At 48.8% G+C, this 23,562-nt stretch carries 23 protein-coding genes; 8 read left to right on the forward strand and 15 right to left on the reverse strand.

Annotation, left to right across the window (positions count from 1 at the left end):
* Window positions 1-11: 11 nt before the first annotated feature.
* From J0A65_RS03880 to J0A65_RS03905, 6 genes are read right to left on the reverse strand one after another with little or no spacing between them, the layout of a single operon-like run.
* On the reverse strand, window positions 12-1,727 hold the full coding sequence (locus J0A65_RS03880; protein WP_206592808.1) for a BatD family protein: 1,716 nt from the start codon (window positions 1,725-1,727) through the stop codon (window positions 12-14).
* A complete protein-coding gene (locus tag J0A65_RS03885) occupies window positions 1,727-3,532 on the reverse strand; it encodes a vWA domain-containing protein (RefSeq protein ID WP_206592809.1) in 1,806 nt (601 codons plus the stop codon). The genes J0A65_RS03880 and J0A65_RS03885 overlap by 1 nt, the downstream gene beginning before the upstream one ends.
* On the reverse strand, window positions 3,529-4,530 hold the full coding sequence (locus J0A65_RS03890) for a vWA domain-containing protein (RefSeq protein WP_206592810.1): 1,002 nt from the start codon (window positions 4,528-4,530) through the stop codon (window positions 3,529-3,531). The genes J0A65_RS03885 and J0A65_RS03890 overlap by 4 nt, the downstream gene beginning before the upstream one ends.
* Window positions 4,523-5,023 carry a DUF4381 domain-containing protein gene (locus J0A65_RS03895; RefSeq protein ID WP_206592811.1) on the reverse strand — a complete coding sequence of 167 codons (501 nt, stop codon included), beginning with the start codon at window positions 5,021-5,023 and terminating at the stop codon, window positions 4,523-4,525. The genes J0A65_RS03890 and J0A65_RS03895 overlap by 8 nt, the downstream gene beginning before the upstream one ends.
* Window positions 5,020-5,973 carry a DUF58 domain-containing protein gene (locus J0A65_RS03900; protein ID WP_332874291.1) on the reverse strand — a complete coding sequence of 318 codons (954 nt, stop codon included), beginning with the start codon at window positions 5,971-5,973 and terminating at the stop codon, window positions 5,020-5,022. The genes J0A65_RS03895 and J0A65_RS03900 overlap by 4 nt, the downstream gene beginning before the upstream one ends.
* A gap of 20 nt (window positions 5,974-5,993) precedes the next feature.
* Entirely contained in the window at window positions 5,994-6,950 is a 957-nt protein-coding gene (locus tag J0A65_RS03905; RefSeq protein ID WP_206592812.1) for an AAA family ATPase, read from the reverse strand.
* A gap of 436 nt (window positions 6,951-7,386) precedes the next feature.
* Here J0A65_RS03905 and J0A65_RS03910 point away from each other — a divergent pair, with 436 nt between their 5' ends.
* On the forward strand, window positions 7,387-7,752 hold the full coding sequence (locus tag J0A65_RS03910; RefSeq protein WP_188698038.1) for a phasin family protein: 366 nt from the start codon (window positions 7,387-7,389) through the stop codon (window positions 7,750-7,752).
* A 137-nt stretch (window positions 7,753-7,889) separates the two neighbouring features.
* Window positions 7,890-8,501 carry a hypothetical protein gene (locus J0A65_RS03915; protein ID WP_206592813.1) on the forward strand — a complete coding sequence of 204 codons (612 nt, stop codon included), beginning with the start codon at window positions 7,890-7,892 and terminating at the stop codon, window positions 8,499-8,501.
* Window positions 8,502-8,560: 59 nt separating this feature from the next.
* On the opposite strand, the gene J0A65_RS03920 is transcribed toward J0A65_RS03915, so the two are convergent.
* Window positions 8,561-8,914, reverse strand: a complete 354-nt coding sequence (locus J0A65_RS03920; RefSeq protein ID WP_206592814.1) for a YciI family protein — start codon at window positions 8,912-8,914, stop codon at window positions 8,561-8,563.
* A gap of 217 nt (window positions 8,915-9,131) precedes the next feature.
* Window positions 9,132-10,385 carry an RNA polymerase sigma factor gene (locus J0A65_RS03925; RefSeq protein WP_206592815.1) on the reverse strand — a complete coding sequence of 418 codons (1,254 nt, stop codon included), beginning with the start codon at window positions 10,383-10,385 and terminating at the stop codon, window positions 9,132-9,134.
* Between the two features lie 389 nt (window positions 10,386-10,774).
* Here J0A65_RS03925 and J0A65_RS03930 point away from each other — a divergent pair, with 389 nt between their 5' ends.
* The 3 genes from J0A65_RS03930 to J0A65_RS03940 all read left to right on the forward strand — a co-directional run bounded on the left by J0A65_RS03930 (window position 10,775) and on the right by J0A65_RS03940 (window position 12,305).
* The gene (locus J0A65_RS03930; RefSeq protein ID WP_206592816.1) at window positions 10,775-11,599 is read left to right on the forward strand and encodes a restriction endonuclease; all 825 of its coding nucleotides are present in this window, start codon (window positions 10,775-10,777) and stop codon (window positions 11,597-11,599) included.
* Between the two features lie 140 nt (window positions 11,600-11,739).
* Complete coding sequence (locus J0A65_RS03935) at window positions 11,740-12,021, forward strand: type II toxin-antitoxin system Phd/YefM family antitoxin (RefSeq protein WP_206592817.1); 282 nt, start codon at window positions 11,740-11,742, stop codon at window positions 12,019-12,021.
* Entirely contained in the window at window positions 12,018-12,305 is a 288-nt protein-coding gene (locus J0A65_RS03940; RefSeq protein ID WP_206592818.1) for a type II toxin-antitoxin system RelE/ParE family toxin, read from the forward strand. The genes J0A65_RS03935 and J0A65_RS03940 overlap by 4 nt, the downstream gene beginning before the upstream one ends.
* Window positions 12,306-12,355: 50 nt before the next feature.
* Here the strand turns inward: J0A65_RS03940 and J0A65_RS03945 are convergent, their stop codons facing one another.
* Entirely contained in the window at window positions 12,356-13,843 is a 1,488-nt protein-coding gene (locus J0A65_RS03945; protein ID WP_206592819.1) for a DUF3336 domain-containing protein, read from the reverse strand.
* Between the two features lie 236 nt (window positions 13,844-14,079).
* Here J0A65_RS03945 and J0A65_RS03950 point away from each other — a divergent pair, with 236 nt between their 5' ends.
* Together J0A65_RS03950 and J0A65_RS03955 are read left to right on the forward strand one after the other, a co-directional pair.
* Entirely contained in the window at window positions 14,080-15,813 is a 1,734-nt protein-coding gene (locus J0A65_RS03950; protein ID WP_206592820.1) for a lysozyme family protein, read from the forward strand.
* The gene (locus J0A65_RS03955; RefSeq protein ID WP_206592821.1) at window positions 15,810-16,607 is read left to right on the forward strand and encodes a hypothetical protein; all 798 of its coding nucleotides are present in this window, start codon (window positions 15,810-15,812) and stop codon (window positions 16,605-16,607) included. Before J0A65_RS03950 ends, J0A65_RS03955 begins: the two co-directional genes overlap by 4 nt.
* Window positions 16,608-16,646: 39 nt before the next feature.
* Here J0A65_RS03955 and J0A65_RS03960 read toward each other — a convergent pair whose 3' ends face one another.
* The 3 genes from J0A65_RS03960 to J0A65_RS03970 all read right to left on the reverse strand — a co-directional run bounded on the left by J0A65_RS03960 (window position 16,647) and on the right by J0A65_RS03970 (window position 19,603).
* Window positions 16,647-18,386 (reverse strand): COG3904 family protein, encoded by a 1,740-nt coding sequence (locus tag J0A65_RS03960; RefSeq protein WP_206592822.1) that lies wholly within the window; start codon window positions 18,384-18,386, stop codon window positions 16,647-16,649.
* A 256-nt stretch (window positions 18,387-18,642) separates the two neighbouring features.
* Window positions 18,643-19,119: a hypothetical protein gene (locus J0A65_RS03965; protein ID WP_206592823.1), complete on the reverse strand. Its 477-nt coding sequence runs from the start codon at window positions 19,117-19,119 to the stop codon at window positions 18,643-18,645.
* A 136-nt stretch (window positions 19,120-19,255) separates the two neighbouring features.
* Window positions 19,256-19,603, reverse strand: coding sequence for a hypothetical protein (locus tag J0A65_RS03970; RefSeq protein ID WP_206592824.1), 348 nt, complete (start codon window positions 19,601-19,603; stop codon window positions 19,256-19,258).
* 90 nt (window positions 19,604-19,693) lie between these two features.
* Here J0A65_RS03970 and J0A65_RS03975 point away from each other — a divergent pair, with 90 nt between their 5' ends.
* The gene (locus J0A65_RS03975; RefSeq protein WP_188698011.1) at window positions 19,694-19,855 is read left to right on the forward strand and encodes a hypothetical protein; all 162 of its coding nucleotides are present in this window, start codon (window positions 19,694-19,696) and stop codon (window positions 19,853-19,855) included.
* Window positions 19,856-19,876: 21 nt separating this feature from the next.
* On the opposite strand, the gene J0A65_RS03980 is transcribed toward J0A65_RS03975, so the two are convergent.
* The 3 genes from J0A65_RS03980 to J0A65_RS03990 form a co-directional block, all read right to left on the reverse strand.
* Window positions 19,877-20,266 carry a hypothetical protein gene (locus J0A65_RS03980; protein ID WP_206592825.1) on the reverse strand — a complete coding sequence of 130 codons (390 nt, stop codon included), beginning with the start codon at window positions 20,264-20,266 and terminating at the stop codon, window positions 19,877-19,879.
* Between the two features lie 619 nt (window positions 20,267-20,885).
* On the reverse strand, window positions 20,886-22,202 hold the full coding sequence (locus J0A65_RS03985; RefSeq protein WP_206592826.1) for a DUF3644 domain-containing protein: 1,317 nt from the start codon (window positions 22,200-22,202) through the stop codon (window positions 20,886-20,888).
* A 451-nt stretch (window positions 22,203-22,653) separates the two neighbouring features.
* On the reverse strand, window positions 22,654-23,277 hold the full coding sequence (locus J0A65_RS03990; protein WP_232849714.1) for a TolB-like translocation protein: 624 nt from the start codon (window positions 23,275-23,277) through the stop codon (window positions 22,654-22,656).
* Window positions 23,278-23,562: the final 285 nt, after the last annotated feature.

The raw sequence follows: 23,562 nt of genomic DNA on the forward strand, positions 1-23,562 counted from the left end.
TTTAGTTATAATCAGGCGATATTCAAGCTGACCAAGCCTTCACCAGGCCGCTGCTTACGCCTTTTTTGCTCCTTGCGCAGGGTTATCAACGATGCCTTCAATCCATTGGCATCCCAATCGGCACCTGTGGGTGCATAGCGACTGGCAAGTAATTGTTCTATGGCGGTGTTTAGCCCTGTGTCGGTAATACGTTGGCGACACTGAGCCAGGCTACCCTTTATGCCAAAATGCAGGTTTAACCAGTGGGTCAGCGCCTGAACGGTTTGCTGACTGTCTCGGTTTTTCAGGGCTAACATTAAGTTTTGCCAAGCCTGATCTTCGGCCTCATTTTTAACCGTTGCAACAGGGCGTTTAGGCTGTTTTTGACTCTGCCACCACCATAGCAGTAAGGTCAATAACCATAAGACCAGTAGCACCGTACTGCTGACAGACCACCAACCATCATGGGTTTGGAAGCTGACCGGCGGATGGATATCCATCGGCTCGGCTTGCTGATCAGGTGCGGGCGCCTGATTCATTTCTGGCTGCTGAGGAATGGCATTGGTACTGCCTGGTGCGGCCGGCTCAATTTGGATGGTCTTGGCTGGCAAGGTGGCGAACTCAGTCTGGCGCGTGACAATGTTAAACCAGGGGATACGAATTTCTGGTAACAGCAGCTCACCTGCTTTGGACGGAATAATGGCCACTGTCTCGGTACGCTGAGCAACCAGGGTGTCGTCTTTTTCCACCGTTGCGCTGTTGGCCTGGTCGGGGTAGGTTTTAACCGAATCAGGGTATTGGCTTTCTACTGCAGGTAATTGTTCTTCCACCACGCCTAACGCCGTTAAGGTGACAGTGCGGGTGATAGGCTCGCCAACCCGGTATTCCTGACTACTACCTTGCCATTCTTCATGTAATTCTACATATTCACTGGGCAGCCAGTGATAAGGGTAAGCTGCCGGGATGGGCAGAACTTCCACCTCGATGGAGGGGCCGACTCTGGTGATGGTTTTAGTCTGATTGAAAAAGCCAAATGACTGACTGTTCCGTTCAACCACTTCACCGTCAAACAGCGGGCCCTCAATAGTAAATTTGCCGCTGGTTTGCGGAATAATCGCAAAACGACGCTCAATCACCCGGTAGCGCTGGCCGTTTTCGATTTCACTGTATTCCTTGTCCTTGCCAATCTGACGTATGTCTGCCCCTTGCAGTTTGGGGGCGGACAAACTGCCTCTTTGAAGATCTCTGGCCAGATAGAGTTTTACTGTGTAGTGAATTTGTTGCTGCAGATACACCTGGCTGAGGTCGGCCTTAGTATCAATAAAAATATCCCGTGCCTGGCCCCGTGTCGCTGAGCTGGCGGGCAATACCATCAGATTAATCGGCTGGCTGCGCACGCCATCAATTTCAAAGGCCGGGATCTGGAAACGTCCTGCCTCTCGCGGAATCAAATGAGTGGTCCACTTGGTGGTGCGGGTCATATCAAAGTTAACGATCTGGGTTTGGCTGCTGACCGAGGTTCTGCCCACCACAAAGTCTTTAAGCAAAGGAGAGGGATCAAACTTATTGCTGTCCACCGAATCGTTGGCGGTCACTTCAAGGACGATACCTTCATCTACCATAGCCGGATTTTTGTCTACCGAGGCATGTACTTCGGTGACATCGGCACGGGCCGTTTGGCTCAGCATCAGGCTGACCAATACAACTAAGAAAACGGAAAACGTGGTTTTAACGAACACTGATTGCATCACCAATTCCTTTGAATTCGGTTAGGCAGGCTATGACGACGGCGCTGCTGGTTTTCCAGCAACATCTTTCTTTTTAACAGGTAAGCGGGATCATCCGGCACCTTACGCAATAGATTTTGCAGGCGCTGCTGCTCTTCGCGTGCTTCCTCATCGGACTGGGCCTCCTCGGCTTGCGCCTGAGCCTGCTGCTGTTCCTCACCATCCTGTTGTTGTTCGGAAGGTTGCTGCTTTTCCTGCTCTTGGGCCTTTTGATCTTGCTGGTCCTGCTCGGACTGTTGCTGCTGGCCGTCCTGTTGCTGGTCCTGCTCAGACTGCTGCTGACCATCTTGCTGGCCCTGCTGTTGCTGCTGGTCTTGTTGTTGTTCCTGTTTATCGCCTTGCTGATCCTGCTGTGGCTGACTGTTAGAAGACTGCTGTTGTTGCTGCTCCTGCTGCTTTTTCATCTGCTCCAGCAAGGCTTTATTGGCTTTGGCATCTTCGTTATCCGGCTCGTTTGCCAATACTTTGTCATAAGCGGCAATGGCTTGGTCGAACTCGCCCAGGTGGGCCAAAGCGTTGCCTTGGTTGTACCAGGCTTGTGGGCTGTCAACTTTGGCAAAGGCATCAAGGGCGCCCTGGAAGTCGCCGCTTTTATACAAGCTGCTACCCTGCCACATGGGGTCACTGAATTGCTTGGCGGCTTGCTCGTAGTCTTTGTTGGCAAAAGCCGCTGCGCCTTGCTGATCGCCACGTTGCCATAAATCGTCCCACACGCTCGCATATACGGGCTTGCTCAACAGCGGGCTAATCAGCAGGCTTAGCGCAAAAATGCTTAAGATCCCACGGCGAAAGCCATACGCGGCAATGGGCAATAACAGCAATAACAGGTAAGGCCCGGCTTCCTGCCATTGGTCACCGGCTTGCTGTTGCTGGTCTTCACTGGTTTCACGCGATAGCAGTTCCTGACTGGTAAGGTATTCGATATCTCTGTCATTGGCTTGCAGACGGGCATAGCGGCCGTTACCTTTGTCGGCCAGCAGCTTCAGATTACTCTCATCCAGGCGCGGAATGACGATACTGCCATCACTTTGCTTAAGCAGTTCACCATTGGTGAGTTTAATCGGTGCGCCTTCATCGCTGCCTACCGCCAGAATCGACAATCTGAATGGTGTATCACCAATTAAATGGGTAATAGGCGCTACCTGGCTGGGCTCGACACCATCGGTTATCCAAAATATTTCGCCTTGCTGGTATCCGGCATTACTCAACAGTTCAATGGCCTGACGCAGCCCTTCGGTTGGTTCGCTACCTGGCACCGGCATAATCTCCGGTGCCAGGCTGGGAATTAGCGTATTAAGCGTTTGCGCATCCGAGCTTAACGGACTGATGGTAAAGGCCTCTCCGGCATAGGCCACCAAACCGGTTTCGCCCTCGCCAATGGCATTGACTAAATCCATGGCCTTGTAACGGGCGCGGGTCAATCGGTCAGGGCTGACGTCGGTGGCGCGCATAGACAATGACATATCCATCACCACCACTTTACCTGTGTGCAACTGAAATACCGGCTGCGGCAATCTTTCCCAAGTGGGGCCTGCCAGAGCAATGGTGGCCAAAAGCCAGCCCAGCGCTAACAGACTGAGCGGTGGGCGCTTTTTGTTGGTCGCCGCATCGGTAACCAGATGCCGGTATAAATGCCCGGCCAGAACGCCTTGCCATCCTGACTGGTGACGCCCCAGATAGCGCAGCGACAACAGTAGTGCCAGCAGCGGCAGCAGTGCCAGTAACCAGCCTGGGCGCAGAAAATGAAACTGACTGACGTCTATCATGCGCTCCTCCTGGGCAGATTCATCAACCAGCGACCAACTGGGCTGAGGCTGAGTAATACAGTGAGCACCAGCCCCAGGGCCAGAGGATAATGGAACAGCGCGGTTTGCGGCCGCATTTGCCGGCTTTCCCGGGCCACGGGTTCCAGCTCATCCAGTCTGGCATAAATGGCTTCCAAACCTTGGGTATCGCGGGCGCGGAAATACTGTCCGCCGGTGCTTTGCGCCAGTTCGGTCAGCATCTTCTCGTCCAATTCCTGCGAAGGATTAACCTGACGGGTGCCAAAGAAGCTTTGTACCAGCATGCTGTCAGCGCCCACGCCAATGGTATACACAGTGATATTGTGCTGAATGGCCAGGTCATTTGCTTGCCTTGGGGTAATATTACCGGCGGTATTCTGGCCGTCGGTTAGCAGAATCAATACCCGGTTAGACTCTTTGCGCGCCTCAAAACGTTTTACCGCCAGGCCCACCGCATCGCCAATGGCGGTTTGTTCACCCACCAGGCCAATTACGGCTTCATCCAGCAGTTGATGCACGGTTTCCCGGTCATAGGTCAAAGGCGCTTGCAAATAGGCGGTATCGGCAAACAGAATCAGGCCCAAACGGTCACCCACCCGGCGCTGAATAAATTCACCCAATACATGTTTGATCATTACCAGACGGTCAACGGTGCGGCCATTGACCTGCATATCTTCCACTTTCATGGAGCCGGACAAGTCTACGGCAATCATCAGATCCCGTCCCTCGGCAGGTACATTAACCGGCTCGCCCAGCCACTGCGGACGGGCGGCCGCCAGCACCAGACATAACCAGGCAAGCGTCGCCATCACCAAACGACTACGGCTACTGCCGGTTTTGCGTGAGGTGCCGACAAAGCTGGCGTCCAGATGCGGTACCCGTAGCGCGGCGCTTTGGCCCTTATGCCGCTCTGGCAATAAACGAAATAAAAACGGCAGTGGCAGTGCCAACAGGGCCCACAGCCAGGCAAACTCAAACATGGCCTGCCTCCCGTAAGCGTTTTTTCGACGGTGGCAATGCTTGGTTTATCCACTGCTTGGCGAGACCCCGGTAGTGCTCGGCATTCTCCAGCTTGGCATCGGCCCGATAGAGATTATCCAGCAGCGGCTGATAGTCGCGGACAAATGCCTCCCGACGTTTTTGTGGCAGCAAACCGGCCAGTAGGTTTAACCAGGCTTGCTGGTGCAAACTGGCACTGGCTTCGCGGGGTAAATAGGTCAAGGTTAAACGTTTAAGCAGGCTGTTAAGGCTATCCGGCCAGTGAGGCTGAGTCAGATCCAAGCTGGCCAATTCGGCCTGCGCCTGTCTAATTGCCAGCTTTTTGCGCCGGGCAGCCACAAGGGTTCTGACGGTGAAAATCAGCAGCGCTAAAATCACCGCTGCCAGTAGCCACCACCCATAAGCAGGTGGCCAGGCACTGACCGGGTCGGGTAGATGAATGTCTTTCAGTTCTGCGAGGGGATTGGCGTTCATGCTTTGGTCCCCAATTGCAGCTCCAACGGCAATGCGCAGGATACCGGCAGTACCTGACAACGGCATTGTTTAAGCAAACGAATCATGGCATCGGTTTGTTGCTGATGAGTTTGAAAATACTGCTCGGCAGCCTGTTTTTCCCCAAGCAGCAATGTACGCTGCTCGCTGCCGTCAGTGACGCTGACTAGCTGTGGCACTTTGACCGACGGCAAGGCATGTTCAAATGGATCGCTGATGGGGTAGGCCACCAGTTCGCAGTGACGGCCCAAACGATGCAAATGCTGCTTGGCCGTATCATTTAACTGGCTAAAATCGCTGATCAAAAAGATCAAACTGCCGGGGCGGGCCAGGCGGCGTAGTCTTGCGCAGGCATCACTGAAGCTCAGTTGTTGCGGCTTATTCTGATGCGGCTGATGCAACTGCATTAGGCCACTCATCAGCGACATTACGGCTTTTTGCCGGGTCAGTGGCTTGTACTCCAGATGCTGGTCCTGGTTGTACAGCAAGCCACCGATACGGTCGCCCCGTTTGCGCGCCGACCAGGCGATCAGCGCCGTCAGGTGAGCGGCCTGCACCGACTTAAACAAAAAGCGGGTACCAAAATGCATGCTGGCAGACAGATCGGTGAGGATAAAAATCGGCCGCTCTTTTTCTTCCCGATACAGCTTGGTATGGGTTTTCCCAGTGCGGGCCGTGACTCGCCAGTCAATGGCACGAATATCATCACCGGGCTGATAATGCCTGGCTTCATCAAATTCCATCCCCCGGCCTTTGGTTTTGGCCAGGTAAGTCCCGGCCAGCTTGGCCTGAATGGTCTTTCTGGGGGTTAAGTCCAGCAAGCTGGTTTTACTTTGGTAATACAACAACTCACGAATCGACAAATTAATACCGTCGCTGTGATGTTGCTGTAACCAATGTTGTGCGTCTTGCGGGGACGAGGTGTCGACCACGTGCTGCTCCCTCATCACCATCAGGGTACCGGAACCAGTTCCAGAATTCTGTCCAGCACCTGATTGGTGGTGATGCCTTCGGCTTCGGCATCATAGGACAGCAATAAACGGTGACGTAATACATTGTGGAACACCGCCTGAATATCGTCCGGGCCAACAAAGTCCCGGCCTTGCAACCAGGCATGGGCACGGGCGCAGCGATCCAGGGCAATAGTGGCACGGGGGCTGGCGCCAAATTCAATCCAGCCAGCCAGGGCCGAATCCAGAGCGTCTGGGGTGCGGGTGGCCATAATCAGTTGCACCAGGTATTTTTCCAGTGACTCGGCCAGGTGGATTTTCAGCACCGCCTCGCGTGCGGTAAAAATATCCTGCTGGGTTAAGTTTGGCGCATTAACCTTAGCCTGGTGCAGGGCCTCGTTACGGGTCAGACGCAAAATCTCCAGCTCAGTGTCGGCGCCGGGATAATCGATTTCCAGATGCATCAGGAAGCGGTCTAACTGGGCTTCCGGCAGGGGATATGTGCCTTCCTGCTCAATGGGGTTTTGGGTCGCCATAACTAAAAACAGCTCGGGCAACTGGTAGGTTTTATTACCCACGGTAATCTGCCGCTCCGCCATGGCTTCCAGCAAAGCCGACTGCACTTTAGCCGGGGCCCGGTTGATTTCATCGGCCAGTACCAAATTATGGAACAGCGGACCTCGCTGGAAGACAAAACTGCCGTCTTCCGGACGGTAAATATCCGTGCCGGTTAAATCGGCGGGGAGTAGGTCCGGGGTAAACTGCACGCGGTGAAAATCCCCTTCAATGCCCTTAGCCAGGGCATTGACTGCGCGGGTTTTGGCAAGCCCGGGAGGGCCTTCCACCAATAAGTGACCATCTGCCAACAGGGCAATCAGAATATTTCGGGTTAAGGTGGACTGCCCGATAACCTGGGAGTCGAGGTAGGCTTGCAGTTGTTTGAATTGTTCGGCTGCCATGGTACTTCCGTAGTTTTTCCTGCCCCTGTCGGGCATCGGATTCAAATTGTCAGATTCTATTCACTTGTGCCTGCCGCATTGCGGCCGCATCTATTGCCTGAAGGCGAAAACGCAACAGGATGCTGGTCTTTGAGGCTCAAGTCTATATAGGGTTCCAAACCAGAAATACAATGTTACAGAATTAGATTCCTTTTGTTGCCGCGTTTAAAAGCGTTTAAAGCGGCATAAATGGAGGCATGCAGAGGCATTTTACAGGCTTTATTACCCTCATGCTGTGCGGAATAAATTTTTTATTTTCAGATGGTTAGCAGAATTTTTGCGATTAATTTGGGCGGTCCGAGTGATTAGTATGCGGTTTCTAAAAACTTTCTCTAGTCTAGAGCATAGGTGAGGAGGTAACTCCCATTATTCTGAAGACAAGCGAAGGAGTCTGATCATGAGCAAACTAGACAGTCTGAAAACTAAGGTAAATGACGCCGAAGATTTTGCCCGCAAGATCTGGTTGGCCGGGTTGGGCGCATACGGCAAGAGCCTGGATGAAGTACAAGGTCGCTACGAGAAATTAAATGCCGATGCGGCCAAGGTGTTTGATGAGCTGGTGGAAAAAGGCAGCAAGATTGAAGCCGACACCAAAGACAAGCTCAAAGAAAAAACCAATGTTGAAGCCAGGGTGGCTGAAGTGCGTAAGAAGTTAGGCTTGGACAAGCCGGATATGGAGCAAAAAGTGGATGAGCTTTCTGCCAAGATTGACGCACTGGCGGCAGCGGTAGCCAAATTAGCTGAGAAGCAAGCTAAATCCTGACTATGAAAACCGTGCAGCAGCGCGGTTTTTTTATGTGGGATTAATGGGCAGGTTTCAACATCGTTTAGCCCCAGAGCTATTCCGAATTTAAATGACGGAATACTGTTTTGGGAACTAGACGTTAAAAGGACAGGCAAATGAAACAGCAAACCAATGGTAAAGACAGCTATCGTAACCTGTGGTTAGCCGGGCTTGGTGCATTTGAGCAAGGTCGCCAGATGGCCGATGCGCAGTTGGATAAATTGCAGGCCAGTGGCAAAGCACAATTTGCACAACTGGTAGAGCGCGGTGAAGCAGAGCAGGCCAAATTGGGTGAAAACAACCTGGTAGCGCGCTGGTTCAGAAAACCAGCACAGCAGATTAAAGCGCATTTGGCCCCCGGACAGCAGCGTTTGGCTGACAGCATCGAGCGGCTGGATCAGGTGATGACTCAGTTGCAGAGCGTGCTGGATAGCGAATTGGCGCAAGTTGAGTCTCAGCCTGAAAAGGTGGCAGAAGCGAAAACTCGCAATACTGCGCAAGATGCCAGTCAGGCAAAACAGTCATCCGCTGACGCTGCTAAAACCAGTCAGGCAGCACAACAAACCCAAGCGGCTGTGACATCCTCTGCTGATTCAACCATAGCGGAAAAAAGTACGGAAAAATCCATGGCAGCCAACAAGCCAACGGCAAGTAAAGCTGCAGCGGCTGCGCGCCCAAGCCGCGCCACTAAAAGTGCACCAAGGGCCGCTAAAGGCACAGAAAGCTGAGGGCGGGGCAGTTTCCTTATCCTCAGCGCTACTGAATTGAGATTCCAGCCACTGTCAGCTTAAACTGGCAGTTCGCGGATAGGGCGAATTTCTATGCTGCCAAGACGGGCCGGCGGAATACCGCTGGCCAGCTTAATGGCTTCGTCCAGATCGGCGGCTTCCATCAGGTAAAAGCCGGCCAACTGCTCTTTGGTTTCGGCAAAAGGGCCGTCGGTTAGCTGCAGCTTGCCTTCACGTATTCTGACCGTGCTGGCGGTATCCGTCATTTGCAGGGCGTTGCCACCGATACAATGCCCTGAGCTGCGCACGCCATCACCAAAGCTCTTACACTCTTTATTCAGATCCAGCCACTGCTGCTCTGTCATGTCTTTAATGATCTGCTCATCGTAGTAAACCAGGCATACATATTTCATCTGTTGCTCCTTGTTGGTCATGCTTACAGCATCAGAAAACGCCGAAACGGGCGTGGCTGTGATGGGTTGTTTTCCTTAGGCGTTGGCTTTTTAGTATTTCGTTTGGTGTTGTCTGACATAGGTAAGGCTCCTGTATTTTTTGTTTATTCACCAGCTTGTCGTTTCGCCTTAGCCCATTTCGACAAGCGTCCTTAACCGCTCTTTGACAAAAGCCGAGTTATTTTTCCAGTTCGGCCAGGCATTTTTGCAGAAAACGCATTTCCGGGCCCTGTTTGGTTAAGCTCAGCGCCTGCGCATACGCTTGTCGTGCTTCGCTCTGTTGCCCTAAGCGTCGGTACATATCGGCCCGTGCGGCATGAAACAGATGATACTGTGCGAGCTTGTTTTCCAGTCCCTGCATTTCCCGTAAACCTGCTTGTGGGCCATCCCGCATGGCAATGGCGGCGGCGCGGTTAAGCTCCACCACGGCGGTGGGGGAAGCCTGTCTGAGCAAATCATACAACTGCACAATGCGCTGCCAGTCCGTATCGGCAAAGCGCACGGCCAAAGCATGTTGAGCGGCTATGGCAGCCTGCAGGGCAAAACTGCCGATTTCTCCGGCCAGCATGGCTTCCTGAACCAGCATTAAGCCCTGGCGGATTTGCCCATGATCCCACTGGCGCCTGTCTTGAAATTCCAGTTGGATCAGATCGCCCTCAGCGTTGTGTCGGGTCATGCGTCTGGCATCTTGCAACAGCATCAGTGCCAGCAAGCCGCTGACTTCGGCATCGGGCAAAAGTTGCCTGAGCAGATGGCCGAGACGGATGGCTTCGCTGCAAAGATCCTGACGAATCAGGTCGTCTCCCGCTGTTGCTGAATATCCCTCATTGAACACCAGGTAAATCACATGCAGCACGGACTCCAGTCGCTCCGGAAGATCCTGCTCGCCAGGCACCACATAGGGAATTTTGGCATCGCGAATCTTATTTTTGGCCCGCACAATACGCTGCGCCAGGGTCACAGGTGAGGTTAGAAACGCACGGGCAATTTCATCTGTGCTTAGATCGCAGATTTCCCTTAAGGTCAGGGCCAACTGAGCTTCAATGGACAGGGCAGGGTGACAGCATGTGAAGATAAGACGTAAGCGGTCATCTTCAATATCCGGCTGCTCGCTATGGTCTTCTTCATAGCCGGGCTCACTGCTATGGCCAAGCTCGTCCATCAAATGGCTAAACCGCTTATCGCGGCGAATCTGATCTATGGCTTTAAAGCGTCCGGCCGACACCAGCCAGGCACGGGGATTGTCGGGAATGCCGTCATTTGGCCACTGCTTTAACGCGGCGCTGAAGGCTTCCTGCAAGGTTTCTTCTGCCAGCTCAAAATCTCCCAGCAAGCGGATCAGGGTGGCCAGTACCCGGCGCGACTCATGCTGATAAATCCGCTGGATCTGCGCAGCGATAAGCGCCCCTGAATCAGATTCTGCCTGCCACATTTATCATTCCCTGCCTGATATAGAGTAAAGCAGGGTATCAGCACTTCGCCGTGCTGAAAATGCCTGGTAAAACTTCCGCCTTAGCGTCTTTCTATATAACAACTTCTCCCCGCAGAATATATAAGTGCATTACATATCGCGTATGCATAGATGGGCAGTAACGTTGTCGCCACTAAGACCCTTTCGCTGATTTTTCTGGCAAACCATTGGATACTGAAATAAAGTCTATAAATCAATAAATTGGACCGGGTTATCGGCTTTAGTCAATGGCATATTAGGCGGCATCTGTCCTTTTTCCCGCCGTATAGCTGTTATACGGACATTGGCTACTTATTGGCCTTAATCGGACTGGTGTCGTAAAGAAAGCGTGATGTATCAAGGAGGAAGGTGTGAAAGTCTCTGAAACATCCACTGACTATGAGAAGTTGGCTCAGAAAATTTACGGAGAAATCCTTGCTCTTGAGGGGGTTGAGAATATTGATGTAAGACATAATGTAAAGATCAAGGGTAAGTCTGGCGTTGAGCACCAAATAGATGTTTTTTGGGAGTATAAATACGCGGGGGTAGTTCACAGAGTTCTCATAGAGTGCAAACACTATAGCCATGCAGTTAGCTTATTACACGTTAGAAATATACATGGGCTTACAACGGATATTCCTAATAGTACAGGAATAATAGTTACAACCGTTGGCTTTCAATCCGGTGCGAAAGAGTATGCGGATTTTTACGAAATGGGGCTAAAGCTGATAAGAAAACCACGCGGTGAGGACTGGGATGGCTGCATCCAAATAGTCAATATTCAGATGAAGTTTCTCAGAAACCATTATCTTGATTTCAAGCTAGAGTTTGATGGAAATGATCAGGCAACAAGAGAGAGCGCTCAGAGAGATCCATCGGTAATGTCCGCCAATTCAACAGAAATCATTGTCAGAGACGAGGGGTACGAGCCCTGTGCTTTTAATTTATGGCTTGATCGCCATATATCAGCAGAGTCAGATGGGTTCGGTGTAGAGAACCAGAAAACTTTGATTCCTGAAAAATCGTATTTCGTAACACCTGATAATCGAGAGCTAAAACTTGGAAGGGTTGTCGTCACGTATATATCCACCCAATTCGATCAAGACCTCGAAATTGACGCTATGAATCTCGTTGAGGCTGTGCTTCAGGACTTTGGCAGTGGCGAGGTCGAGCACATGTATCATAAAAATGCATAACAATCGCAAGCACTGGGACAAAATTTCCGCTGCGATACAATTTGCCCGTACTGCGGGCAGTATTGCAATATCAACTTCTTGCTCATAATGATTAGTTGTCCTACTATTTGTACACTATTTTGTACTCTTAGAGGTTCATTATGAGTCGTATTCGTCTTGATCAAGATATTCAACCATTGTCTGAGTTTCGCGCAGGTGTCGCTTCTTACATCAAACAAATCAATGAGACTCGTCGTCCATTGGTCATTACGCAACGTGGCAAAGGGGTTGCAGTTGTTCTTGATGTTGCAGAGTACGAAGCAATGCAAGAGAAAATCGAATTACTGGAAGAAATGCGCACAGCAGAAGCTCAGCTGGCTTCAGGACTTGGTGTTTCTAATGAAGATGCGCGTGCCCAAGTTCTGGGGCGTATTAGCAAGTGAAAGTAGTTTGGTCTCCATTAGCGCTTCAAAAGCTAGGAGACATAGCTGAGTTTATTTCTTTAGATAATCCAACTGCTGCAAAAAAGTGGGTAAATGACGTTTTCGATAAAACGGCATTGCTCAGAGGTATGCCTGAGATGGGGCGCTTTGTTCCTGAAATGCCGCATACGAACTATCGCGAAATCCTCTTTGGACACTATCGTATTATTTACAGTTTAAGCCATGAGATCCGTGTGCTAACAGTTCGTAACTGTCGTCAAATGTTGTCGGAAGATGACCTGTAAAACCGCCTTCTAAAAGCATTTTAGAATGATTCCCATACCTTAATGCAGTATTAGCCCAAGGCTTGCTTGGGCTCGCTGGCAGGGCCTGGCAGATTGGTCAGGATCTGCGCTTCACGCTGTTTAAGTTGTTGCAGATAGTAGCGGAACTGCTTGCTGATCTGGGTGCTGCGGCGAATCAAATCCATTTGCGGCCAGGTGGCCCGCTCGCCACTTTTTATCAGCTCGGTAATGCTCTGCTCGGTGGGATTGGCCAACAGGTACTTTAAGCTGCCAAGCCCTTGCTGCGGTAATATGTTGATATCCCCTACATATTGCTGATCAATGATGGAACGCAGCTTATGAATGCCAAGCTTAGCGGCCTTGCCTGGTACCAGGTTTTCCATAATATCAAAGGCATAGATGCTGTTGCTTTTGGCAAGGCCGACCAAATGGCGCTTGGTCAGCGCCAGTACACCGCGGCTATGTTGTTTACGCCTGGATAAAAACGGCACGGCCAAAGGGTTGGTCTGGCTGACAATACTGTGGTTAACCCCGTACAAACGGGCCAGTCGGTTAAAGGGCAGATCAGCCATCAGCGAGCCGTCGGCAAAACGGCGGCTGGGGATATAAGGCACAATCTCACCAGCCTGATTACGCGCTTTAAGTTGCACGGGGTCAAACACCAGGGGAATGGCGCAGGAGGCCCGTACCGCCTGGGTGATAATGGCATTAGGGCTGGTTTTGGCATTAAGTAAACGTGAATACTGGTGCAGGTCGGCTGGGGATACCGTAATAGTCACCTGCCTGCCAGTGAGCTTGTAGGCATCTTCGAAGGTCACTAAATCAAACAGCTCAATAAGGGCATTTTCCAGATTGGTGCTGTCCAGCCAACTGCCTTTGCCTGGCCCTTGCCAGATACTCCATTTGTGAAAACGGGCATAAATGGCCTCGGGGCTGAGTAGGTCCATCAACTCTGCATCGCGTCGGGTAGCCAGCAGCGCTGCCACAATAGAGCCAGCGCTGGCACCGGAAATCACCGGCGGCAAGAGATCATGTTCCAATAAGGACCGCACCACACCACAGTGGAAAAATCCCAGGCCCGCACCGCCACTTAGCATTAAACAGCTTTGCCCGTAGGCGTGGGTGGTTTCTTCAAAAAACGACAGTTTTTCATGAAAGTCGATGTCGCGCTCATCGGCATTAAAGATAAATTCCAGTGCCGAGCACACTTCATCCAGAAAGGTCTGGATAAGTACTTTTGTGCCTACCTTGGCATAGTTACTCAGTTCAGGGTTGGCAATGTTAGCCAGATTACCGTGGATCCCTTCGTGCAGGATAAACATCAAACCGGCCGCGTCGTTATTGGCTTTGGCCGCTTGCATGCGTTCCACCCGTTTGCGGATCAGGCGAAAGTCATAATCGTTGGATTTATCCTGTTGCTTCCAGTCATCGGCACCGGATAGCCGGTCGTGCTCCAGGCTGGCTTGCAGGAACTCGTCATAACTGGCTGCATTGTCGATAGCCAGTTGTACTTTGCTCAGCGCTGTTTTGTTTGCCATATACCACCCCGACCAACATCAACATATATACTCTGATCAAATGCAAAAAAATTGGAAACGGCAACCTAATTTTTGTATACGGGGAACAAGGATAGCAAGGGAAAAGGACAATGTTTCGTCCCCAAACGGCATTTTGCCGCGAGATAAACTGTAAATGCGTTGTTAATTCATATGGTTGACTTTGTATCTGGTCTGAAATAAGTTATTCCTGGATGTGAGTGTGAAAAGGAATAAATATGTCAAGGATTGCTCAATCGTTAATACTCGTTTCCCTCGCTATGGCGGGCAACGAAGCCATTGCTGCGGCTAATGATACCGAAGCTTATTATTTGTGTGCGCACAAGATAACAGACAACACCAGTTGGAACTTTGGTACCGCGCCTGCCTACTGTGATATTGAGCCTTTTGGCGATCCCGAGTTTGTACGAACCTATTTAGCCGAGATTGCCTTTAATACCGCTCAGCCTACCGCCGAAGAACGAGCGCGCTACATGAATACGCTTAACGCCACCATTCGGGATGGGGCGGCCTATTATCTGTCGGTGAGAAAACCCGATGCCTCTGCTGCCGAAGGAGAGGCCTGGGTGGAAGCCATCAAAGCCGTCGCCAATCAGGAAACCTTTTGGAGTCATTACCGTGACGCCGTGGTTGATGGCAGAATGAAAATGATGCGAGGCGACTCGGGTCATGGCCATGGCATGATGCAAGTGGACGACCGCTGGCACTTTGCACGCATAAACGAAGGTAAGGGCTGGCAGATCTTTGAAAACATGCTGTACGCCATGGAAATTTTCTACAGCGAATGGCAAAACGCCGCGCAAGCCAGCTGTTTATCGGCGCCAGATAACTGGTCTGAGCGCACGCGTGCTGCCTATGCCGCCTATAATGGCGGCCCCAGCCGGATTTGTCGTTGGCATGACAATCCAGTGTGGCAAGACGAAGGTTTTTTGGGCAAGTTCCAGGCTAAAAGCTGGCTAAACTACATCGCCAATCTTGATGCGACTGCGCCAGTTGACGTTGCTTGTATGTTGGAAGGCGTTGAGTTTTGTGTCCCTGAATATGTGCCGCCAGCCCATTCTATTGATAACCCCGAAACGCCCTGGCAATACAATTACGTGGAGCTAACCAGTGGCGAAATCTGCTTGCTTGAAAATGGTGGCTTCCATTGTGTGTTGCAGCAACAAAACGCGCCTTGCCTGAATGCCATGTTCGACCGGGTATCTATAGCCCAAGCCATAAAACTGGATCAAACACAAAGTGATGCCTACCCCAAAACGGTGTATGAAAAACACCAATGTCTTGCGAATCTGGAAAACAGTTTTGCTGTTGGGCAAAGCGTGGTTGCCGAGAAGGCGACCAATATCCGTCACACCGCAGCGGGTACAGACACGCAGCATGATGCGGTTGTGGGTAAGGTTTATCAAATTCTGGATGTGGTGGCAGGCACGCCGGCGGATCAATCTCGTTACTACCGAATTCGCTATGCTACCGATGCCGAAGGCTATATCTATGCCGGTGGAGTGCGAGACTTTAGCAGTTGGGCAACAGCCGCAAGCCATGAAAGCCTGCCGGATAGCGACAAGCTGATAGCCATGACGGGCGATACCCTTTACGTTGTTAATGCCCAAGGGATCCCGGTTAAGGATGCGGCTGGAGAGCAGGGAGTACAGATAGGCAAGTTCGAAAAAGGCGATGCGCTTGAGGTACATAGCACCCAAAGCATTGGGGAACATAATGAAATCTATTATGAAGTCAGTACCGCTGCACTAAGAGGCTTTATTTACAGCGGCAGTCTTCTTCCCAGTTCAGACCTGGCCAGTTGGACGTCATTTGAAGCGCCAGAACCCGAAACACCCCCAACACCCGAGCCACCTGTTACTGAGCCTCCTGCACAGCAAGATTCAGGCGGCGGTTCGCTGAGCTATGCATTGCTCCTGTTGTTATATGTGGTCAGAAAGAGGCATCTATGAAAGGCTTAGTACAAGCGGGAGCGCTTATTGTTGTTGTGGGACTATTGCTCTGGAAGCCATGGTCATCAGATAAATCGGTGCCAACGGGATCTGATGGCGAGGTAACTAAAAGCGCTGATAGCGGAAAATCAGCGCCAAACGATGTAGACGCCGGTGTTCAGGCAGAAGGTCGGGCCGATAAGGGCAAGCCAGTAGCCAAGCCAGGTAGCGAATTTTACGCCAAGCGTGAGCAACTTCTGGTACGTCTTGATGCGGCAAAGAATTGTCAGACTAGCGGTGATTGTGTTTCCACCGAGGACGACCCCAGAGCTGGTATGTTTGAGCAAGAGAAGCGTTTAGTTGAGGCGCTGCAATCAATACAAAACTTGTATGCGTCCGAGCAGTTTGAGGATGATGAACTTGCCGCTATCACCGGGGAGTATCTAGCCAGTCCATTAGGCCGAGCGCAATATCAGGCTGTTGAAATGATGCAGCAGCAGGCGCCTAACAGGCAAAATGCTGAAACCTTGCTGCGTAAACTGGATGACAGCTACGACACTAAAGTGATGGAGCTCGCTCTGGATGAATTGGCACGTTATCCCGAGCTTAACGAGTCTATTGACGATCTGTTCGTAAAGAACCTCAGAACTGGCAGTTTCTATGTGTCCAGAACCATTGCTGAAGGTATCACGCCTTATCTTAATCAAGATAACCTGGCTCGTTATGAATCAACGCTGGCGGAGCTACCGCCTCAATCCGCCAAAGCGAGATTGCTAAGCGCGGCGATTGAACGATATAAAAAGAGTTCTCAGTAAAGGCTAGAGGATGGGCAATGGTGACATTGCCCATTTCCCTCAGGGCTCCAATGATAAATAGGTTGTTCTCAACAAGGTGCCAGATGTTTTCGCATCAAAGCTGATAAAACCTTTTTGAAGTTCAATAGACACCCTGCACAGCAGGTCTGGCTGCGAAATATAGTTCTCTGGTGCTCTGATTACGTCAAAATACGCTTCGTTCTCAGCTTTCAGTTGCTCGACGATAGATGTCACAAGCCTGGTATTTTCGTCACTCGAGTAGACGACCCTGTTAGGAGCCTGACTTCTGATCAGTGCAGCAAGTGCAGCGAATTCTTGTTGCTGAACGGCCTCAGACAATTTTCCGGCGTTTCCAATATGGTATTCCTGAGGCACTTCATCGACATAGGTATAGGATGAGCAAGTCAGAGGATAGTCAATTTTAAGCTCTTCCATCTGCGCTATCATGTTTTTCCAGTAGCCGATTATGGCTTCATCGTCTGCATGAGAGATATAGTGATACAGTCGGCTATCTCGCAGGGCCATAAACTCTTGCGATATGTCTTTTACCGGCAGCCCACTTCGCATTCCTTCAACATTGATCCTGACAACATCTTGATAAACCTCGTTATCAAATTCCTTCATGGCCACCAGGTAATCATGAGTTAACAGGCCTGACTCGACAGCTTCTGCCGTTACCTCTGAATCATCACCGTATCCACTGAAACCATAGAAAATACTGTCAACTACTTCGTCTACAACCTTGCCGCGAAGTAACTCATCTGGTGATGGCGTCCAAAACTCCTCACTCGGCGTAGACATAATCTTCTTGATAAACCAATCGGGGACACCTGATTCTCGGTAAGCTGCCGCCATTTCAGCAGTAACATCCTCATGCTCGTGCAATGAGGCACCTCCCATCGAGGCAGCGTGAAAGTTCAGTTTTCCATCCTCTGCCAGCAACCTTCTTGTGCCCGCCAGGTACACGATAGTGCAGGCCGAGCTACAGGACTCTTTAACGTATGTATCAAGCTGATATTCCTTAACCAACTCGGCTAACCGGTAAGCACCAAGCAATCTGCCGCCCTGGCTATGTAAATGTAAGAGTTTAACCTCTGGATTTGCTGTTAATGCCTCTTGTAGAAGTATTTCCGAGCCAACTTCAATGCCACCATAAAGCTCCAGTTCGGTACCGGCATTCCTTAATCTCAGCTTGGTTGGCGGGTATTTTTGTTGGCTAACAATCAGCGATACACCTTCCTTTATGGCAGGAATACCCAGTTGATACATTTCAACGCCGAACCTGATGAGGCCCACAACAACCATGATTTTGGCAATGGCTGCCCATACCTCTGAGCCACCTCGTTGCGGATGTTTGCTTGCTGAGCGGTAAACGCCAACACTTTGCCAGACAACAAGAAGAATTAGGGTAGTAAAAAGCAGCAATAGATAAACACCCAGTTGCCATTGCCCATCGGCGTCACCTATTAACATTTGCACGAAGGCGCTTAGGCCAAATACAAACAATGTCGTTGCAATACCCACCACCCAGTAACTAACCGGCAGAGAAACCTGGCCTTTCCAATACCGAATAAACCAGTTTGGGTGCAATTTTTCGTCAGCTGGTGGTTCTGCTATATCAGCATGAATCTGGGGTGTAGGAGGCACACCCAGGCTTTTCTCTTTATTCGAAATAGCTTCGACAATGCGTTGAGCTCGTTCAGGATAGTTTTCCTGGTCAACACTGCGCAGCGCATCGTGAAGTTCTTCGAGTGAATACTGTGTGTAATCCGGCTCCATGGGCACTTTTCCGTATTTGAGTAACTGCATGAGCAGGTTATCGTTATAACTTTATTTAAGCTACTTTTGCTGGTGCTGTAAGTTCTGATGGGCTGTAACTAACGGGAGGTTAGTACCGGGTGCAAGTATTGAAAGGCAAGATCCTTATTCTGACAGAATAAGTGACGACAAACCGGGCCCTCACGCTAAAGGCAAAAACGATAGTAAGAGGTTTATGCCTAGCCATCGCAGTTTTGATACCTCTATCTGGTTGATATTACTTTCTTACTAGACTCATGCTTGTTGGGGTTAGCTGGCCATCTTTACTGTAGCTCTCATTTCTTAATATTTTATCCTTATCTACAAACTCAAAAGACAGCGAGTGCTGGTGACTATCCGCCAGGCTTTTAAGGTTTGTGGCGTCTTGAAATACAAAGGAAACGCTATTCGAATTAGCCGATTTATTTAGCTTCAATCTCGGCTGATTGCCTTGCGGGCAATAGTGCGTCGCAAGCAAGTTTTCGCCATCTAAGTGATACAGAGTGAGGGAATGCGAAGCGCCCTTATAAATCCAGTTTTCTATCAGCACACTGCCCTTAGCGCTGGTATCAAATGAGATATAGAAATCATTGTTGTCACTTTCTGCTCTTTTCCACTCCCCAACCAGCGACTTGAGCTTTTCAAAGTCTTGGCGGGGATCGGCGGTGGCAGAGAGTGAGGTGACTAATATCAGTAAGGCCCAGATCATTTTCATACTATCAATTCCTTTTAATTCAGTTGTTCTGCAGCACTAGGTTAGTGCATCAGTGTAAAAAGCCACCGCCGCTTTGGCCACCTAGCTGTCAGTAGGTTGAATAGACAATGCAATTGTATTACTCAATATTTTTTATTTACTTATTGTATTTTATGTAAATTTTGCATTTAGAAGGAGGCGTCAATTGATGATGAACATCTGTTACGGTGTAATCAGAGTAATCATTGGCTTCTAAATAACGATCCATTTTAGGTTTTGCATAAATTAATAAGTGTCCTCCACATCCCCCATATCCACCAATATAGACATCGTATCTATGTAGCTTCGCTTCTGGGTCGTAGAAAACATTATTTCCATAGTCACTAAATGTAGATACATCATAGTTGCTCAGCAATCCGATATCCGACCGTTTAATGTTTAGGGTTTCAACGCTTGTACAGGCAGATATGGAAATTAGTAGCGATAAAAGTATGCCAAACCTCATTCTTTCTCCTTAATCCTAACGAATGATATGGACTCACCCTTTTCCGGGATTATGCGACGCTTATAAGGCAAGTATTGGGGAGAACTGTCCATGTCTCATTTCAACTATTTTTATGGCATTTATTTGGCCAAGCTGAGTTTCAGTATCCATGGCGAAGACCGCCGTGGCAAGCCACTGGTCCATAAAACACTTAGCCACTTAAAGTTGTTGAAGGAAATGGCAAAACTGCCTGTTGGCCTTCGGCATAGTTAATCCACGTGTTTAACTAATACACTAACCAATAGTAATGCCTGGTGAAATGGGGGTAGTAACTGTTGCATGTACAAATTCTCCACCTTTTGCAGTAAAGCAGGACTTAATGGTCGATTCGTATTGAGATACCAAGTCCGTATTTGCTTTACATACAATAGAACACTGGAGCATCCATTTCTGTTCAAGTGGAGAATGGCTAATTTGTGTAAATAGGTCAACGTGCTTTTTAACTTCATTTGCACAAGCCTCAGAAGAGGCTTTTGTATCAAATGAGGCTAGCCATGCAAATTCATACTCTTTATTGGCGTCAAGCGAGACCTTCTTCTCTTTGCTGTTAATCCGACTTGATCGCATTTTTAAATAGACCAAAACGCCAATAATCACAAATATAAGTAGAATGGCTAATTTCAAAAAACCTCCGGAAGGCTAGCGCCCGCTTAGGGGCAATAACACGTGGGTTAAAATTTGGAGGATGCGACTGAGCCCACGAGTATTGTTCCAGGGAGTGACTACATAGGTTTGCTAGAGCTACTCATGCGCAACCCAATATGCTAAGCCGTAACACAAAACGCTACCTACCCAGTACCAGTAGCTCTCTGTTAAGAAGCCCGTGACAAAAACCAATGAACCGAAGTTTATAAAAACTGATGACCACTCTTGAAGAGCCAAACTTTGAAAATACTGGCTTCTGCCAACTTCTTTTTCTGACCTGACCTTACGAAAACTAAAACAAAGAAAACCGTATAATGTGAAACCTGAAATAATCATTAATATGAATTGCTTCGTCTGTATCAAGTTTTCTAGTTCTGGGAATTTAGGTCTCATATCGAGAGCGAAATCTACCTTTGTCCAGTTGATGATAAGAGTAACTAAACCGAAACTAAACCAAAACAGTAGATTGATTATTTCCTTGTATATTAATGATTTGTTGTGTGAGACTTCCAATATGCTTCCTTGTGGTTACAATGCCCGTTTTGGCGGGGAATTTGGGCGCAGTGCAAATTAATTTTCTGAGGTTGCTTGTTGAGTTTTATTCTTGTTTTGTGTTTTTTCTTGGCTTATAAGAAATTTTTGCGTTGGCTACGAAATTTTGAATGTTTCCAATCTTTTCAACCAGTAGTTCGATAAGGTTTTCTGAATAATAATGCAACTCAGGATTATTGTTTTTATGATGATGTTCATTGTTTGAATTTTTAACTTTAATCTTATCAATAATGGCTCTAAAACAGTGTTGGTTTAGGGTTGGTTTTCTTGTTTTTTTGCAACGAGCAACTAAAATCTTATCTAGTGATTCAGGTGAATATTGTTCCGCAAGCCTTTGATTTACTCTTTTTATAGCGGCCCCCTCTAAGTAGGGATGTGATTTTTCTCTGTCTATAGGCTTATGTAATATCAGAGCTTTTCTTAGTCCCGCCATACCATCTTCCGCTTTGGCTAATGTAATTGCTTGACCGTCTTCACCATCTTTTGCAAACACTAACTTTACATTTAAGGGTATTGCAAATTCTATATCATCTATGTTTTGTACTTCTTCCGTCAGACTTTCAGCTAAATTTAATATTTCATTTGCCACATCCCCATAGTTTGTCTGTAAAACTGACACAGGTGGATATTTAAAATCTCCAACTAAAGAAATCATGCCAGTGTGTGATGTACTTAAGAATGGCTGTTCGGAAAAGTCTTCAAATTTAGATGAGTAATTAAGTACGCCAGATTGAAACAAACGAGAAGCAATTCCTTGGATTTCAGGCATCAACAAATGTACAGCTTGATCCCTAAAGAAAACTATTCTTTCTAGGTTAGCTCTCACCTTATTACCCGTATTAAAGATTATGTTTATGGAATCACGAAGTGAAATGGTCTCTTTCAAGCCATTTTTCTTTTCCTTTCTGAATATTGCTTGTTCACCATTTAGCTCAATAATCATAGCTTTCAGCAGTTGCTCCCAAGCTGTACAGAAACACATCACGAAGCCATCCATTCTGTTTTCCAGTGACGGCCTGTTGTACAACTCTAAAGCAAGTAGCATATTATCACGCGACTTCCTCAACAAAGCTTTTGCCAGCTTCGATTTACAATTATGCCCTAATCCACGTCTGTGTTTGCTTTGAGATAATTTTTTGGAAAATTCAATTAAAGAAAGACTTAATGAATTTGATGCTTCGTATATACCAGAAGAAATTTCGCTTAGAAAATCCGACAATTGGCCTTTATTTAAGTAAGTCTTGAAAGTCGATTCTTTCCAACCAGTAGCATCAATAAGCTCGGCCTTTGTAAAAGTTTTTGAAGTCCTTTCATTTTCTTGAAGGAACGCCAGAAAACGCTCATGGCTTTTGTTTACTTTCACTATGTTTCACTCCTGAATCAACTAGCTTATCTGAACTTTACGAATTGGCACTTAACAATGTTATTAGACAGAAAAGACTCATGCTTAAGCACGGATGCGCTCCTTACTTTTACATGTTTATTTTTTAGCATGCTTATAAGTCTTTGCCTAGCATGAGTTTTTTTAGGTTGCACCAGGCTGGTGCCGGAGAAAGGCGGAACTGTTCCGTACTATTGCTGTTATACGGATGCGTGGTGGCTTCTATGTAGATATACAGTCCCTTGAGAAGGGAAAATGGCCTTTGTTTGCTGTCTGGTAGATAACAAGGGTAAACGAACTCGGCGAGTAAAGCCTATTTGGCGAAGGGGCAGCGACCTTATTTACTGCTATGAGTGGCTCGCGACTGCCGGTAGCGGCATCAGTAAGAAGTGCGCCGCCCCGGAGCGGCACGCTTCGCCAATAAGCATAGCCGTTATTCTTTGGGTCTTAGGTCCTCAATAATTTGTGCATCGATCCAATATAGGTCGGACTGGGAGCCGGACTTGCCATCGCCATTTGGCACCATTCTGTTGAACAGCAGGTACTTGCCGTCAGGGGTAACTTGCGGGCCACCTTCTTCGGCTTGGGTGTTGACGCGCTCGCCCAGATTAATAGCTTCACCCCAGGCGCCATCTTTTTGCCGGAAACTGATATAGATGTCAGAGGCACCATATCCGCTCTCTCTTACCCCATCCCACATAATGTAAGACTCGTCTGGTGCTATAAACGGATGGGCGTTCCATTTGCCAGTGTTGATTGTTTTAGGTAGTGGCCTGGGCTCTTCGCGTTTGCCTTCGATAAGACGGGAGTAACGTAGAATGCCGTCTCCGCCTTTGCTTCTGGCATTTTCATCAAGTACCAAGGTTCCCTTGGCTGAGGCAGTGAGCCCCATAATACGAATGGCCTCGAAGGCAGGGCCAAGACTTTTCAGCTCTGACCAGCCATCAGCCGTGTGCTCCTGATAGTTGCCTCTGAAATAGCGGGTTTTACCATCCGGTGAGAAAGCGGGCTTACGCGTGCCGCTTGGCATCAGGGTTTTATACCAACGATTACCCACCTGGTTAAACTCAAGCGACTCAGGCTCTTTTGCATCAGCAGAATAGCTAACGACAGCATCAAATATGAATTAGTGCGCACTATAACTTCCCCTTTAAAATCAATTGGCTATTTAGGTTTTGAATAAGCAGGGGATTAATCTAATCAAAGCCGTGAGCAAAGGCCTGACGTTGTTATGACTTCTGGCTGAATTTGCTCTGATGGCCTGTAAAGGTGTGAAATGGCGACTCATCTGGCGGTTTATATACCCCCGTGTGATTGCTATCAGCGAGCCTTTAGCAAGTGC

This window comes from Bowmanella yangjiangensis, from assembly GCF_017255015.1.
GTDB lineage: Bacteria > Pseudomonadota > Gammaproteobacteria > Enterobacterales > Alteromonadaceae > Bowmanella > Bowmanella yangjiangensis.

Excerpts from the sequence above, each read along its gene's own strand:
- J0A65_RS03880 (WP_206592808.1), bottom strand. The coding sequence starts at position 1,727 with ATGCAATCAGTGTTCGTTAAAACCACGTTTTCCGTTTTCTTAGTTGTA.
- J0A65_RS03885 (WP_206592809.1), bottom strand. The coding sequence starts at position 3,532 with ATGATAGACGTCAGTCAGTTTCATTTTCTGCGCCCAGGCTGGTTACTG.
- J0A65_RS03890 (WP_206592810.1), bottom strand. The coding sequence starts at position 4,530 with ATGTTTGAGTTTGCCTGGCTGTGGGCCCTGTTGGCACTGCCACTGCCG.
- J0A65_RS03895 (WP_206592811.1), bottom strand. The coding sequence starts at position 5,023 with ATGAACGCCAATCCCCTCGCAGAACTGAAAGACATTCATCTACCCGAC.
- J0A65_RS03905 (WP_206592812.1), bottom strand. The coding sequence starts at position 6,950 with ATGGCAGCCGAACAATTCAAACAACTGCAAGCCTACCTCGACTCCCAG.
- J0A65_RS03910 (WP_188698038.1), top strand. The coding sequence starts at position 7,387 with ATGAGCAAACTAGACAGTCTGAAAACTAAGGTAAATGACGCCGAAGAT.
- J0A65_RS03915 (WP_206592813.1), top strand. The coding sequence starts at position 7,890 with ATGAAACAGCAAACCAATGGTAAAGACAGCTATCGTAACCTGTGGTTA.
- J0A65_RS03920 (WP_206592814.1), bottom strand. The coding sequence starts at position 8,914 with ATGAAATATGTATGCCTGGTTTACTACGATGAGCAGATCATTAAAGAC.
- J0A65_RS03925 (WP_206592815.1), bottom strand. The coding sequence starts at position 10,385 with ATGTGGCAGGCAGAATCTGATTCAGGGGCGCTTATCGCTGCGCAGATC.
- J0A65_RS03935 (WP_206592817.1), top strand. The coding sequence starts at position 11,740 with ATGAGTCGTATTCGTCTTGATCAAGATATTCAACCATTGTCTGAGTTT.
- J0A65_RS03945 (WP_206592819.1), bottom strand. The coding sequence starts at position 13,843 with ATGGCAAACAAAACAGCGCTGAGCAAAGTACAACTGGCTATCGACAAT.
- J0A65_RS03950 (WP_206592820.1), top strand. The coding sequence starts at position 14,080 with ATGTCAAGGATTGCTCAATCGTTAATACTCGTTTCCCTCGCTATGGCG.
- J0A65_RS03955 (WP_206592821.1), top strand. The coding sequence starts at position 15,810 with ATGAAAGGCTTAGTACAAGCGGGAGCGCTTATTGTTGTTGTGGGACTA.
- J0A65_RS03960 (WP_206592822.1), bottom strand. The coding sequence starts at position 18,386 with ATGGAGCCGGATTACACACAGTATTCACTCGAAGAACTTCACGATGCG.
- J0A65_RS03965 (WP_206592823.1), bottom strand. The coding sequence starts at position 19,119 with ATGAAAATGATCTGGGCCTTACTGATATTAGTCACCTCACTCTCTGCC.
- J0A65_RS03970 (WP_206592824.1), bottom strand. The coding sequence starts at position 19,603 with ATGAGGTTTGGCATACTTTTATCGCTACTAATTTCCATATCTGCCTGT.
- J0A65_RS03975 (WP_188698011.1), top strand. The coding sequence starts at position 19,694 with ATGTCTCATTTCAACTATTTTTATGGCATTTATTTGGCCAAGCTGAGT.